10 protein-coding genes are annotated in these 13,728 nt (G+C 68.3%); 7 read left to right on the top strand and 3 right to left on the bottom strand.

The annotated features are described in order from the left end of the window. Positions 1-60: 60 nt before the first annotated feature. Positions 61-2,775 carry a family 16 glycosylhydrolase gene (locus tag PGN14_RS04560; protein ID WP_335298247.1) on the bottom strand — a complete coding sequence of 905 codons (2,715 nt, stop codon included), beginning with the start codon at positions 2,773-2,775 and terminating at the stop codon, positions 61-63. Between the two features lie 447 nt (positions 2,776-3,222). On the opposite strand from PGN14_RS04560, the gene PGN14_RS04555 reads away from it, so the two are divergent. From PGN14_RS04555 to PGN14_RS04540, 4 genes are read left to right on the top strand one after another with little or no spacing between them, the layout of a single operon-like run. Further along, entirely contained in the window at positions 3,223-4,548 is a 1,326-nt protein-coding gene (locus tag PGN14_RS04555) for an O-antigen ligase family protein (RefSeq protein WP_335298246.1), read from the top strand. A gap of 36 nt (positions 4,549-4,584) precedes the next feature. Beyond that, complete coding sequence (locus PGN14_RS04550; RefSeq protein ID WP_335298245.1) at positions 4,585-5,523, top strand: glycoside hydrolase family 16 protein; 939 nt, start codon at positions 4,585-4,587, stop codon at positions 5,521-5,523. Between the two features lie 49 nt (positions 5,524-5,572). Next, positions 5,573-6,049 (top strand): 5-(carboxyamino)imidazole ribonucleotide mutase, encoded by a 477-nt coding sequence (purE, locus tag PGN14_RS04545; protein WP_335298244.1) that lies wholly within the window; start codon positions 5,573-5,575, stop codon positions 6,047-6,049. Continuing rightward, complete coding sequence (locus tag PGN14_RS04540; RefSeq protein WP_335298243.1) at positions 6,046-7,116, top strand: 5-(carboxyamino)imidazole ribonucleotide synthase; 1,071 nt, start codon at positions 6,046-6,048, stop codon at positions 7,114-7,116. The genes purE and PGN14_RS04540 overlap by 4 nt, the downstream gene beginning before the upstream one ends. A gap of 188 nt (positions 7,117-7,304) precedes the next feature. Here PGN14_RS04540 and PGN14_RS04535 read toward each other — a convergent pair whose 3' ends face one another. Both PGN14_RS04535 and PGN14_RS04530 read right to left on the bottom strand, forming a co-directional pair. Then, the gene (locus PGN14_RS04535; protein WP_335298242.1) at positions 7,305-7,604 is read right to left on the bottom strand and encodes a hypothetical protein; all 300 of its coding nucleotides are present in this window, start codon (positions 7,602-7,604) and stop codon (positions 7,305-7,307) included. Positions 7,605-7,627: 23 nt separating this feature from the next. Next, positions 7,628-10,516, bottom strand: a complete 2,889-nt coding sequence (locus PGN14_RS04530; protein WP_443019451.1) for a M16 family metallopeptidase — start codon at positions 10,514-10,516, stop codon at positions 7,628-7,630. Positions 10,517-10,599: 83 nt separating this feature from the next. Between PGN14_RS04530 and PGN14_RS04525 the strand changes: the two genes are divergently transcribed. Genes PGN14_RS04525 through PGN14_RS04515 form a run of 3 tightly spaced genes read left to right on the top strand, consistent with a single transcriptional unit; the run spans position 10,600 to position 13,657 of the window. Continuing rightward, positions 10,600-11,073, top strand: coding sequence for a MarR family winged helix-turn-helix transcriptional regulator (locus tag PGN14_RS04525; RefSeq protein WP_335298240.1), 474 nt, complete (start codon positions 10,600-10,602; stop codon positions 11,071-11,073). Next, positions 11,064-12,488, top strand: a complete 1,425-nt coding sequence (locus PGN14_RS04520) for an efflux transporter outer membrane subunit (RefSeq protein ID WP_335298239.1) — start codon at positions 11,064-11,066, stop codon at positions 12,486-12,488. The genes PGN14_RS04525 and PGN14_RS04520 overlap by 10 nt, the downstream gene beginning before the upstream one ends. Next, positions 12,485-13,657, top strand: coding sequence for an HlyD family secretion protein (locus tag PGN14_RS04515; RefSeq protein WP_335298238.1), 1,173 nt, complete (start codon positions 12,485-12,487; stop codon positions 13,655-13,657). The genes PGN14_RS04520 and PGN14_RS04515 overlap by 4 nt, the downstream gene beginning before the upstream one ends. Positions 13,658-13,728 lie beyond the last annotated feature (71 nt).

Below are 13,728 nucleotides of genomic sequence, written 5' to 3'. Positions count from 1 at the left end.
GAAAGGCGGCACCGTTCCCGGTGCCGCCTCCCTGATCGGTCGATCGCGCGATGGCCGCGATCAGAAGATGAAGTGGCCGTGCGCCTGCACGTCGCTGGCCTGCGTGTTCCACAGCGTGATCGTGTCGGCACCGCCGAAGTCGATCACGGTATTGGCGCCGCTCTGCACGATCTTCATCGCCGCCTTGCTGAAGCCCGAGAACTGCAGCACGTCGTTGGTGTTGTAGTCGGTGATGATGTCCTTGCCGAAGTTGCGACCGAACACGAACGTGTCGGTGCCGCCGCCGCCGATCAGCGTGTCGTTGCCCGCGCCACCGGTGATGACGTTGTTGCCGGCATTGCCCATGATACGGTTGTCGAGCGCGTTGCCGGTGCCGTTGATATTGGCGGTGCCGGCAAGCGACAGGTTCTCGAAATTGTCCCCCAGCGTCCAGCTGACCGTGCTCTGCACCGAATCCGTGCCCTCACCCGCCTTCTCGACCAGCAGGATATTGGTACGGGTGACAATATAGAGGTCGTTGCCGGTCCCGCCGATCAGCACGTCCAGCCCGCCGCTACCGCCATCGAGCACATCGTTGCCCGCGCCACCGGAGATGACGTTGTTGCCGGCGTTGCCGACCAGGCGATTGTCGAGCGCGTTGCCGGTGGCGTCGATGTTGGCGTTGCCGTCCAGCGCCAGTGCCTCGAAATTGTCGCCCAGCGTCCAGCTGATCGTCGAACGGACGCTGTCGTAGCCCTCACCCGCCTTCTCGATCAGGATGGTGCCGGCGCGATTGACGATATAGGTGTCGTTGCCCGCCCCACCGATCAGCGTGTCGCGTCCGCCGGCGCCACCATCCAGCCAGTCCGCCCCGGTACCGCCGGTCAGGACGTTGTCGCCGGTGTTGCCGATCAGCTTGTTGCCCAGGTTGTTGCCGGTGCCGTTGATGTTGGCCGAACCGTCCAGCACCAGCGTCTCCAGGTTCGCGCCCAGCGTATAGCTGATCGTCGACACGACCTTGTCAGTGCCCTCATTGGCATTCTCCACGACGATCTGCGACGCAGAGGTAACGTAATAGGTGTCGTTGCCCGCCCCGCCGTACATCTTGACGGCATAGCTGCCGCCGCGCAGCACGTCGTCGCCACCCAAGCCGTACAGCTCCGAATTGTCCGCCTTCGCCGTCAGGAAGTCGACCGCGGCCGTCCCGGTCAGCTTCGACACGGGCGTGACCGGCGCGCTGGGCGTCGGGGTGGACACGGTGGTGGTCGGCGTGGTGACGACGGGGGTCGTCACAGGCGTCGTGGTGGTCGGCGTCGTGGTCACAGGCGTCGTGGTGGTCGGCGTCGTGGTCACAGGCGTCGTCGTGGTCGGCGTCGTGGTCACGGGGGTCGTCGTGGTCGGCGTTACCGACGGCGCGGACGAACCCGGCGTGTACACGGTCTTCACACCGTTGACGGTGCTGGACAGCGTGTTCTCCGTCGCGAAGGCGCGGACATAGTCGACCTTCATCTCCTCGACCGTGCCGGCATCGGGGTTGCCGCCCCATGCACCGCCCACCGCCAGGTTGACGAGCATGTACATGTCCTTGCCCTTCATCGCGAGGGGCGTGTCCTGGGTCGCGACGGCGATGCCGTCGATGTAATAGGTCAGCTTGTCGGGACCCCAATCGACACCATAGGTGTGCCACTGGGTGGTATCGACGTTGATCTTGTCGCTGGTCGTGACGTGCTTGCCGTTCGCGTCCACGCCGTGGTTGGACATGAACAGGGTCGTCGGATCCTTGCTCAGCTGTTCGAAGACGTCGAGCTCGGGCGGCCAGCTGTTGTCGTTGGGCAGCAGCCAGAACGCCGGCCAGAAACCCTTCTGCTCGGGCATCTGCGCCTTGATCTCGAAATAGCCGTACTGCTGCGTGAACGAGAATTTGGTCGTCAGCAGGCCCGAAGTGTATTGCGCGCCACCCAGCGCCGCCTTCGCGGCTTCCGTCGTTGGCGCGGCGGTGATCGTCAGGATGCCGTTGTCGATCGAGAAGGGGTTGACGCCCAGCGCCTTCTTGCCGGTGCCGGCATAGTCGGCATCCATGTAGATCTGGATTTCGTCGTTGTTCGTGCGGCTGGCGAGCGAACCCGCACCACCGTGACCATATTCGGTCCGCCAGGTGCCGCCCTTGTTGTAGAGGCTCAGCGCATCGAATTCGTCGCTGAACGTCGCTTTCAGCCCCGACATGTCCTTGGTCGTGACGAAGTTCGCCGCGGCCAGGCTGGCGACCTTGGTGTCGCGCAGCGTCAGCGTCTCGCCACCGCCGAGCGACAGGACGGTGTCGCTGCCCACCTGCGACGCGACCTTGCGAACGGCGTCGAAGCTGGAGAAGCCGTAGCCGTCGAGGCGGATCTTGTCGGTGCTGTCGAAGCCATAGATGACGTCGCTGCCGTTGCCCTTGCCGACGATGAAGGTCGTGTACTTGGCCTCGCTGACCAAGACGTCGTTGCCCTTGCCGCCGTCCAGCTGCTGGTTGTCGAACTTGGCGGTCATGATGTTGTCGAGGTCGTTGCCGCCGCCGTACCAGGCGGTCTGGCTCGACAGGACGAGGTTCTCGACATGCGCGCCCAGCACATACTTCTGCTCGGCATAGACGGTGTCGATGCCCTCACCCGACTTCTCGACAACGACGTCGTTGCTGCTCGAAAGGTAATAGGTGTCGTCCCCCTTACCACCGGTGAGGGTGTCGCCGCCGCCCAAGCTGCGGAAGGCGTCGTTGCCGACCGTGCCGATCAGGTTGTCGCTGCCCGACGTACCCATGAATCCTTTGACGGTCTTGCCGGACTGGGCAAGCGTGACGCCCAGAGCGTTAACGTAATTGACTGCCACGACGAACTCCCGAGGATTGCTTGGGGAGCTTTTATCCGTGGCAATTAAAGGACATATGGACGGTACTAGTTAATCCCCGGCCAACCACAGACCTCCTACCGGAGGCGTAGGCTGGCAGCATCGGCGGATGTCGATGACGTAACTGCCGACGACTCATCAGCCGGATATATGGACGGTATGGCGATGAACGCCGGGGTCCTGAAATAGGCGGCGTGGCCCGACGGCAGAGGGGGCATAGGGCGAAAGTGCGTTCTGTGCGTAGCGAGATGGTACTCTTTGCAAGCCCCACACAAACTTGGACCGCCCTTGAACCGCTCGGCCGGGCATGCGATCCTTCGACATGGACTTGAGCGTCGCGCTCATAGCAGACAAGGTATCATGGCCATCAACTCCGGGGATTTGCACCACACGGCATCGTATCGGCGCGTGGCACCCATCGGCTCGGATCTGTCCGCAGCGATCCTGTTCTGCCTGTCGACCGTCATTCTGGGGCTGGAGCTCGCGCAGGCGCTGGGAGCGGTGGTGCCGGTGGGCGTACTCGGTTGCTGCGTGCTCATGATGGTCCTGATGCGTGAGAAACTTGCCACCGCAGGTCGCACGATCTGGCTCACCATCTTCCCGGTATTTTGCCTTCTGTCGACGCTGTGGTCCGACGGATCAAGAATTACGTTCTACTATTCAATCCAGCTCATCATTACCGTATTAAGTGCCTATCTTGTCTATCTTGCCGTGGACCTGCGGCGTTTTCTCGTGGTACTGCTTCTCTCCTCTGCCGCGATCTGCATGTTCTCCATCCTGTCTGGCAAGATGGGGCCGTCGACGAAGGGGCCGGTGCTGGTCGGCCTGACAGGAAGCAAGAACGCCATGGCCGCGTGTGCGAATTTAGCTCTGTTCGCTGGCATTGCCGTTCTCTTCGCTCGCGAGCAGGCTTGGCCTTCGCGCTTGGTGGCGCTGGCAACAATCCCCATGGCATTGTTCATCATCTCCACCACCCGTGCCGCGACTTTTATACTTCTATCGGGCGTCATGCCGCTGTTCCTGCTGGCGTTCCTGACTATCAACTGGCTGCCGGTCCGGGCGCGGCTGCCGATCATCCTGCTGATCCTGCTGATCGCCGCCGCGGGGATCGTCGCGGCACCCGCCATCATCGCCTACGCGCAGGACGAGGTGTTCACGACCTTCGGCAAGGACCAGACGCTGACCGGGCGCACCTATCTGTGGGAGGTCGCGCGCGAATGGGCACAGGAGCGGCCCTGGTTCGGCTGGGGCTACAAATACCAGTGGATGAGCTACTCGCCCGGCGCAATCGGCATGTTGCGCAGCCAGCAACTTGTCGACGCGCGCACCTTCAGCCTGCACCAATCGTTCCTGGAGGCACAGGTCGACACCGGCTATGTCGGACTGGCGCTGCTGGTCGCGACGATCGCGATCGGGACGGTCGCATCGCTGTGGCGCGCACTGTTCGACGGCGGGATCGCGACCGCTTTCGCCGCGACGCTGTTGCTAAGCCTCATCATCCGTGCCTTCGGGGAGACGCTATTCGGGCCGTTCTACGCTTATGGACCGATCACGTTCGCGCTGTTATGCTACGCCATCAAGCCGCATGATGCGGATGTGCAGCCGACACGGTGGCGGCGCCGGTACGTTTCACCGACGTTTCCAGATGAGGCCTCACCATCGGGCGCGCGATCTGTCGCCCTTTAAAGCGCCATGGCGCCCGTCCCCCTCAAACGGAAGGATATGGCCATGTTCCCGGGACGCCCCACCCTCCTGATCGGCACCGCGGCGCTGGCGCTTCCCGTCGCGGCAGCGCTGCTGGCGCTCGTCCCGCCGGCCGATCACCCGCAGGCCGCCGCGGCCCGCCCGCTGCCGAGTGGCGCGCTGCCGCCCCGGATCGCCGCCGCGTCGCTCGGCAAGATGACGTTCGAGGAGGAGTTCCGGTCGCTGGACGCGGGCACCGACCAGACGCGCCCGGCGCGACCGCATCGCTGGCGCACCGTCAACGGATATGGCGGACCGGACGCGGCGGACAATCGCGCGCTCAGCCGCACCACGCTGGCCGTCGACCGCAACTATGCGGGCGTCGGCGGCAAGAAACCGCTCGGGATCGATCCGTTCAGCACGTCCGCAGACGGTTTGACGATCACCGCGCGCAAGGCACCCGCTGCACTGGCACCCGCGTTGTTCGGGCGCAGCTGGACCAGCGGATTGCTGACCACGAAGTTCAGCTTCGCGCAGCGCCACGGCTATTTCGAGGCGGTGATGGACATCCCCGTCTGCGAAAAGGGGATGTGGCCCGCCTTCTGGCTGCTGCCAACGACGCTGGGATGGCCGCTGCATGGCGAGATCGATGCGCCCGAGGCGATCGGCGACGGCAAGCTCTACTGGAGCACGGTCAGCAAGGCGTCCGGCCGAAAGGAGGAAACCCACGCCATCACAAAACCGTCGTGCGAGCGCGGCTTCCACGCCTATGGCATCCTGTGGCGGCCCGACCGGATCGGCTTCTACTACGACCGCGCGCTGGTAGGGCAAGCCGCGACGCCAGCGGACTATACCGAGCCGATGTTCATGATCCTGAACCTGACCGTCGGCGGCTCCTGGCCGGGGGAGCCACCCGCCACGACCACATCGGCGACGATGCGGGTGCGCTCGGTCAGGGTGTGGGACGGCTATCGATAGCGCCGTAAAGCCTGTTGCCCTGCCCCGCCGGCCCCGCTAACCGCACGCGATGGCGCGCGTCGGCATCATCATGGGGTCCACCTCCGACTGGGAAACGATGCGCCATGCCGCCGAGACGCTCGACGCGCTCGACGTCGCGCACGAGACGAAGGTGGTGTCCGCGCACCGCACCCCGCAGCGGCTGTACGATTATGCGGCGGGTGCGGCTGAGCGCGGCCTCCAGGTCATCATCGCGGGCGCGGGCGGGGCGGCGCACCTGCCCGGGATGACCGCGTCGATGACGCACCTGCCGGTGCTGGGCGTGCCAGTCGAATCCAAGGCGCTGAAGGGCATGGATAGCCTGTTGTCGATCGTGCAGATGCCCGGCGGCATCCCGGTCGGCACACTGGCGATCGGCAAGGCGGGGGCGATCAACGCCGCGCTGCTCGCCGCCGCGATCCTGGCGCTGGGCGATGCCGATCTGTCGCAGCGCGTGCAGGCGTGGCGCGCACGCCAGACCGACGGCGTCGCGACCGAGCCGGCATGACGACGATGCTGGCGCCGGGCAGCACGATCGGCATCCTGGGCGGCGGGCAACTGGGCCGGATGATCGCCAGCGCGGCGGCGGACCTGGGCTATCGCACGCATGTGCTGGCGCCCGATCGCGAGAGCGTTGCGGCGCAGACCGCTTCCTCGCTGACGCGGGCCGATTACCACAACAAGGTCGTGCTGGCGGATTTCGCCGCGCAATGCGACGTCGTCACCTACGAATTCGAGAATATCGACGCGGCGCCGGTGCGCTGGCTGGCGGAGCGCGTGCCCGTCCACCCCTCCCCGCTCAGCCTAGAGGTGGCGCAGGATCGCGTGCGTGAGAAGGCCTTCGTCGAGCAGGTCGGCGGGCGTCCGGCGCGCTGGCGGGCGGTGAACACGCGCGCGGAACTGGACGCGGCGGTGGCCGCGATCGGCTGCCCGGCGGTGCTCAAGACGACGCGCTTCGGCTATGACGGCAAGGGGCAGATGCGGCTGGCGAGCGCGGCCGATGCGGATGCCGCATTCGAGGCGATCGGCACGCCCGCGGTGCTGGAGGCGTTCGTCGACTTCAGCCACGAATTCTCGATCGTGCTGGTCCGGGGTCGCGACGGCACGATGACCAGCTATCCGCCGCCGTGGAACGAGCATCGCGACGCGATCCTCCACCGTTCGACGCTGCCTGCGCCCGCGGAGATCGCCGCGCAATGGACCGAGGCGGCGGCGCTGACCGGCCGCATCGCCGACGCGCTGGGCCATGTCGGCGTGCTGACGTGCGAGTATTTCGCGGGTGCCGACGGTCCCGTGTTCAACGAGATGGCGCCGCGCGTCCACAATTCGGGCCATTGGACGATCGAGGGCGCGGCGACCTCGCAATTCGCCAACCACGTCCGCGCCATCTGCGGCCTGCCGCTGGGCGACACCGCGCTGACCGCGCCGCGGGTCGAGATGGAGAATCTGATCGGTGCCGAATGGGAGCGCTGGCCGGAGATCGTCGCGGAACCCGGCGCCTACCTCCACCTCTACGGCAAGCGTGAGACGCGCGACGGCCGCAAGATGGGGCATGTGACGCGGCTGGGGCGGTAGGCGGAGTCGACATTCCTCCACCCGTCGCAGAGGTTCGCGCGAACAACCTTTTTTCCAGTGCTCCGCTTCGTCATTGCTCAGCGCGCGTAACCTTCGCTGCTGGGCGAGGTGGCCACATCCTGCTCACAAGAACGGCGCGGGTGACGTCCGCCACCCGCGCCGTATCTCCCGGCCCGCAGCCGCGCCGATCAGGCGGTGCGCGTGCCCGTCAGCGGGAAGCTGCCGAAGGCGCCGGCACCGACGTTGCCGCTGATGCTGTCGCCGTCCACCGTCGCGGTGATGTCCAGCGTCATCGGCATCGGCGAGGTCATCTGCTGCTTCCACGACAGCGTGTTGCCGTCGACCTTGCCCGATACGTCACTGGCGCCCATCGCACCCGACGCCTGGCCGGTGAACGCGTCGCCGTTCGACGTCACCGTCAGCTTCAGGTTCTGGTCGCCCAGCGGCGACTTCACCGTGCAATCGTAGCTTCCGTCCACTCCGGCCATGCTGCTCTCCTTCGCTGTGCCCTTCACCGGGCGCCCGTGGTCGATGCCGCGGGCGCGCCGGCCACCTGGGCGGCGGGAATGACCTCGACCGGCAGCCCCAGCGAGTCAAGCTGCGGCTTCACCTTCGCCGCCTCGCCGACCACCACCCAGGCCATTTTGGCGGGATCGATCGCGCGGTCGAGCGCGGCCTGCACCTGCGGCAACGTCAGCGCGCGATAGCGCGTGGTGATCGTGGCGTAATAATCGTCCGGACGGCGATAGAGGTCGTTGGCCTGCATCGCCGACAGGACATCGCCCGAGGTCTCGAAATTGCCCGACAGCGAGCGCGTGCCGGCATTGACCGCGCGGTCGAACTCCGCCTGCGTCATCGGCTTCGTCGTCAGGTAATCGGCGATCCCGCTGCGCAGTGCGGTCAGGCTCGGCCCGGTCTGGTCGGCCTGCACCGGTGCGGAGACGACATAGGGCGCGGCAAAGGCGTTGCGGCTGAAATTGCCGCCGACGCCATAGGACCAGTGCTTCTGCTCGCGCAGGTCCATGTTGAGCCGGCCAAGGAAGCTCTGCCCCAGCGCGTCGTTCGCCACCTGCACCGGCAGGAGGTCGTCGGTGCCCTTCAGTCCGGTCTGCATCCCGCCCTGGATCAGCGACTGCGGGCTGTCGGGACGGTCGATCAGGACGATCCGCGGCGACGCCGAGGCGACCGTCGCGGGGAAGGACTTCACCCCCGGCGCGCCGGTCGCGCGCCAGTCGCCCAGCTGCCGGTCGAGCACCGCGCGCACCTCGGCGAGCGGACGGTCGGAGACGACGAACACCTTCGCCTTGTCGGGGCGCAGCCACGCCCGCTGGAACGCGACCAGATCGGCGCGGTTCAACGCCGCCACCGCCTTCGGATCGCCCGACCCCTGCGCCTTGGCATAGGGCGTTCCCGGCGAGATCAGCCGCGGCAGCACGCGCTGCGCCAGGCCGTTGGGGTTGGTCAGCTCCTGCGCGATCTGGGTCAACTGCTGCGTCTTGACGCGCGCCAGCTCGGCCTCCGGGAAGGCGGGGTTGCGGGCGATGTCGGACCAGAGCGCGACCCCTGCGGCGAGGTTGGCGCTGGGCACGCGCAGCGACAGCGTGGTGCGGTCCTGGCTGTTGCCGGTGTCGATCTCCGCGCCCAGCCGCTCCTTCGCCTCGGCCAGCGCGATCGACGTCAGCGTCGCGGTCCCTTCGTCCAGCATCGCCAGCGTCAGCTGCTCGGTGCCCAGCCGGCCGTCGACGTCGGCGGCGATGCCCGCGTCGAAGCTCAGCACCGCCTGCGTCACCGGCACGGTGGTGCGCTGCGCATAGACCAGCTCGATCCCGTTCGACAGCTGCGCGCGCTGCACCGCGGGAAACGCCAGATCGGCGACCTGATCGACACCGGGGATCGCGCCGCGCGTGCCCTTCGCCGCGGGCGCCTCCTCGGCGGGCACGTCCTTCTGCGGCGGCACCTGCGCCTCGGCATAGGCGTCGCGCGCGCCGGGGACGATCGACAGCTGATAGGCGGGACGCGTCAGCCACTTCGCCGCGGCGGCCCTGACGCTGGCGGGCGTCTGCGCGGCGAGCGCGGTCAGCTCCTTCTTGTAATGCGCGGGATCGTCCGAATAGAGCGCGCCCTCCGCCAGCGCGACCGCCTTGCCACCGAAGCCGCCGACCGATTCCAGCCCCTGGATGCGGTCCGCGACGCTGCTGGTGACATAGCGTTTCACCTCGTCCGCGGTCGGGCCGGTGCGCACGAAATCGGCGATCATCGCGTCGATCTTCTTCGACACCATGGCCGGATCGACCCCCGGGCGCACGATCGCCAGGATCTGGAACATGCCCAGCTGCGCCATCGACTGGTTGGCGGCGGACGCCTGCACCGCCAGCTTCTCGCCCTTCACCAGCACATTGTCGAAGCGCGAACTGGCGAGCCCGCCCAGCACGCCGGCGGCGACGTCCAGCGCGGCGGCATCCTTGTCGTTGATCCCCGGCACCGTCCACGCCTTCATCACCATGGTGGCGGCGACGCGGTCCTTCATCACCTCGCTCGCCGCACCGGGCAGCGATGCAGGGATCGGCGCGGGCGGCGCCACGCTCTTCGGCCCGGCGGGGATGGCGCCGAAATATTGCTCCACCTTGGCGCGCGCGGTGGCCAGATCGATGTCGCCCGCCAGCACCAGCACCGCATTGTTCGGGCCGTAGTGGCTGCGGAACCAGTCCTTCACGTCCGCCAGGCTGGCTGCGTCGAGGTCCGCCATCGAGCCGATCGTGGTGTGGCCATAGGGATGGTCGGCAGGGAACAGCCCCTCGACCAGCTTGTAGCGGCGCAGGCCATAGGGCTGGTTATCGCCCTGACGCTTCTCGTTCTGGACGACGCCGCGCTGGACGTCGAGCGTGCGCTGCGTGATCGCGCCGGTCAGATAGCCCATGCGATCGGATTCGAGGAACAGCGCACGGTCGAGCGCCGCGGTCGGCACCGTCTCGAAATAGTTGGTGCGGTCGAAGCTGGTGGTGCCGTTGGAATCGGTCGCGCCGACCTGCTCCAGCGGTTCGAAGAAGTCGCCGGGCGCATTCTCGCTGCCGTTGAACATCAGATGCTCGAACAGGTGCGCGAAGCCGGTCTTGCCCTTCGGTTCGTGCTTCGACCCGACGTCGTACCACACGCTGACCGCGACGATCGGCGCCTTGCGGTCGGTGTGGACGATCACGCGCAGGCCGTTCGCCAGCGTGAATTGCTGATACGGGATGTCGACCGCCTTTACGAGGTCGGCGACCGGGGCGGCCGCGGGCAGCGCGGCTCTGCTCGCCTCGGCCGCGGCGGGCGTTGCGGGAACGAGCGCGGTCAGCACGGCCAGCGCGGAGCCGGTCGCCAGAAACGAACGATACGCCAAGCGGGGATACTCCGAAAACATGTGATGCGCGCGAGCATAGCGGGCGCCACCCCGCCCGCAAGCTGAACGGAAAGCCCGATTGACTGCCGATGCAATGATTGCCAATGCAACGATATATGGGCTTCTACGACTCGACCAACCTCTATCCGGACACATCCGCGGGCTATCTGATCCGCGCGTGCAACCAGTTGTGCCATGCCCAGCTGGATCGCGCCTTTGCGGACGAGGGGCTGACCTGCGTGCAATGGTCGGCGCTGGTCAGCATCTATTTCGGCCGCGCGCCCACCTGCGCCGCGCTGGCGCGCGACATGGCGCACGACAAGGGTGCGATGACGCGGATGATCGACGTGCTGGAGGCGCGCGGGCTGGTGCGCCGCGACCGCGACGACAGCGACCGCCGCGTCATCAACCTGTCGCTGACCGAAGAGGGCGAGGCGGTGGCGATGCGCTGCCGCCTGAAGGTGATCGACTGCTGGAACGGCTGGTTCGCGGATTGGCCGCACGAGGAGATCGCGACGTTCATCACGCAGCTGCAACGGCTGCGCACCACGCTGGAGGCGAGCCCCGCATGCGCATGATCCCTGCGATGTCGTCGCGCGCGATCCCGTCGCTGGCCGCCGCGCTGCTGGTCGGCGCGTGCGCGATCCCCGCTTCCCCGCCGTCGGTCGCGTCGAAGGGCGCGGCCGATCTGGCGCTGGCGGGGCCGTCGGTCGCGCTGGCGCCCGATTGGTGGACCGCGATCGGCGATCCGCAGCTCGACCGCGTGGTGGCGGATGCGCTGGCGGGCAATCCCTCGCTCGACATGGCCGCGGCGCGCGTGCGGCAGGCGCAGGCGGCGCTGGCGCGACAGGATGCGGAACTGTCGCCCGATGTGGCGCTGGATGCGCAGGTGCAGGCGGCGCGGCTGTCGGGCAATTACACCATCCCGCCCCCCTTCGGCGGCACCGTCCGCGTACTGGGCACCGGGCAGGCCGGGCTGGCGTGGAACCTCGACCTGTTCGGCCGGCAGAAGGCGGCGATCGCCAGCGCGGCGGCGCAGGCGCGCGCGGCGGAATATGATGCCGCGGCGGCGCGGCTGATGCTCGCGGGCGCGGTGGTGCAGAGCTATGCCGAGGTGGCACGCGCCGAGCGCCGCGCGGCAATCGCGACGCGCACGATCGCGACGCGCGAACAGTCGCTGGGGCTGGTGCGGGTGCGCGAGCGCAACCGGCTGGCGAGCCGTATCGACGTCGAGGCGGCGAACACGCTGCTGGCGCAGGCGAAGGGGGCGCTGATCCAGGCGCAGGCGGCACGCGCGCTGGCGGTCAATGCGCTGGCGGCGCTCGCCGGGCGTGGCAGCGACTATGCCGCCGCGATCCGGCCGACGCGGCTGCCGGTCGACGCCGCGCTGCCGGTGCCCGCGGTGCTGCCCGCCGACCTGCTCGCGCGCCGCGCCGACGTGGCCGCGGCGCAGGCCCGGGTCGCGGCGGCGGCGGCGGGGCGGCAGGTGGCGCGGCGCGCTTTCTATCCCAACATCAACCTGTCGGCGCTGATCGGGCTGCAGGCGGTCGGGATCGGCAATTTCCTCGATCTCGACTCCGGCACCGCGGGCGGCGGCGCGGCGATCCATCTGCCGCTGTTCGACGCCGGCCGGCGCAAGGCCGATCTGGCCGGCGCCACCGCCGCGCTCGACGTCGCCACCGCCAGCTATAACGAGGCCGTGGTGGGCGCCGCGCGCGAGGCAGCGGACGGCATCGCGCGCGTGCGTGCCGCCGACGCCGCCCGCACGCAGCAGGCCGCGGTGGTGCGCGGCTTCGCGGAGACCAACCGGCTGAACGGCGTGCGCGTCGCCGCCGGGCTCAACAGCCGGCTCGATCTGGTCGACAACGACGTCCGGCTGCTCGACGCGGAGCTTGCCGCCGCCAGCCTCTCGATCGACGCGCTGACCGCGCGCGCCCAACTCGCGACCGCCTTGGGCGGCGGCTTCGCTCCCGTTCAGGAACCCGCCCGATGACCGATACCGCTGCCGAGCCCGCTCCTTCCCCCACCCCCGCGCCGACGGGCAAGCCGCAGACGCGCAAGCGCGCGCTGCTGGTGCTGGGCCTGGTCGTCGTGGTCGCGCTGATCGTCTGGGCGGTGTTCCACTTCCTGCTGGCCAAGCCGGAGGAGGAGACCGACGACGCCTATGTCGCGGGTGACGTGGTGGCGATCACCGCGCGCGATCCGGGCACGGTGCTGGCGCTCCATGCCGACAATACGCAGGCGGTGAAGGCGGGTCAGCCGCTGATCGACCTCGACCCCACCACCGCCGACGTCAACCTGGCCTCGGCGGAGGCGGAGCTGGCGCGTGCGGTGCGCGCGACGCGCGCGGACTTCACGCGGGTCGGCCAGTCGGATGCCGGCATCGTCCAGGCGCAGGCCGAACTGGCGCGCGCGCGCGACGATTATGCGCGCCGCCGCGGCGCCGCCGCGCAGGGCGCCGTCTCGGGCGAGGAACTCGATCACGCCGCCGACGCGGTGAAGGTCGCGACCGCCAACCTGCGGCTGGCGCAGGAGCAGCGCCGCCAGGCGCAGGCGACGGTGCAGGGCACCGATGTCGACACCAACCCCGCGGTGATGGCAGCCAAGGCGGCGTATCGGCGCGCCGCGATCGTGCGCGGGCACATGCACGTCATCGCGCCGATCGCGGGCGTGGTGGCGCAGCGCACGGTGCAGGTCGGACAGCAGATCGCCGCCGGCACCCCGCTGATGGCGATCGTGCCGCTCGACCGGCTGTGGGTGGACGCCAACTTCCGCGAGACGCAACTGAAGGATCTGCGCATCGGCCAGGCCGCGACGGTGGTGGCGGACGTCTATGGCGACGACGTCGTCTATCACGGACGCGTGGTGGGCGTCGGCGCGGGCAGCGGCAATGCCTTCGCGCTGCTGCCGCCGCAGAACGCCAGCGGCAACTGGATCAAGATCGTCCAGCGCGTGCCGGTGCGCATCGCGCTGAACCCGCAGGAGCTGCGCACCAACCCGCTGCGCGTCGGGCTGTCGGTGAAGGCGACGGTGGACACCGCGGACCTGAACGGCGGTCGGCTGGCGCAGATCGCGGCAGCGCCCTACCGCGGCGACGCGACGGTGGGGACGACGCCGGAGGTGGAGGCGCGCATCCGCCAGATCGTGGCGGCGAACCGGTGAGGGGGTGTTCCCTTCCCGTCACCCCGGCCTTGAGCCGGGGTCCCGCTTCCTCTCGACCCGTGCGTAAGAGC

It is taken from the genome of Sphingomonas adhaesiva (genome assembly GCF_036946305.1).
Lineage (GTDB): Bacteria > Pseudomonadota > Alphaproteobacteria > Sphingomonadales > Sphingomonadaceae > Sphingomonas > Sphingomonas adhaesiva_B.
Note: the sequence above shows the minus strand (reverse complement) of the source record. Positions and strands in the feature narration are given on the sequence as shown.

Excerpts from the sequence above, each read along its gene's own strand:
- PGN14_RS04530 (WP_443019451.1), bottom strand. The coding sequence starts at position 10,516 with ATGTTTTCGGAGTATCCCCGCTTGGCGTATCGTTCGTTTCTGGCGACC.
- PGN14_RS04525 (WP_335298240.1), top strand. The coding sequence starts at position 10,600 with ATGCAACGATATATGGGCTTCTACGACTCGACCAACCTCTATCCGGAC.
- PGN14_RS04555 (WP_335298246.1), top strand. The coding sequence starts at position 3,223 with ATGGCCATCAACTCCGGGGATTTGCACCACACGGCATCGTATCGGCGC.
- PGN14_RS04520 (WP_335298239.1), top strand. The coding sequence starts at position 11,064 with ATGCGCATGATCCCTGCGATGTCGTCGCGCGCGATCCCGTCGCTGGCC.
- PGN14_RS04550 (WP_335298245.1), top strand. The coding sequence starts at position 4,585 with ATGGCCATGTTCCCGGGACGCCCCACCCTCCTGATCGGCACCGCGGCG.
- purE (WP_335298244.1), top strand. The coding sequence starts at position 5,573 with ATGGCGCGCGTCGGCATCATCATGGGGTCCACCTCCGACTGGGAAACG.
- PGN14_RS04540 (WP_335298243.1), top strand. The coding sequence starts at position 6,046 with ATGACGACGATGCTGGCGCCGGGCAGCACGATCGGCATCCTGGGCGGC.
- PGN14_RS04560 (WP_335298247.1), bottom strand. The coding sequence starts at position 2,775 with ATGGGTACGTCGGGCAGCGACAACCTGATCGGCACGGTCGGCAACGAC.
- PGN14_RS04535 (WP_335298242.1), bottom strand. The coding sequence starts at position 7,604 with ATGGCCGGAGTGGACGGAAGCTACGATTGCACGGTGAAGTCGCCGCTG.
- PGN14_RS04515 (WP_335298238.1), top strand. The coding sequence starts at position 12,485 with ATGACCGATACCGCTGCCGAGCCCGCTCCTTCCCCCACCCCCGCGCCG.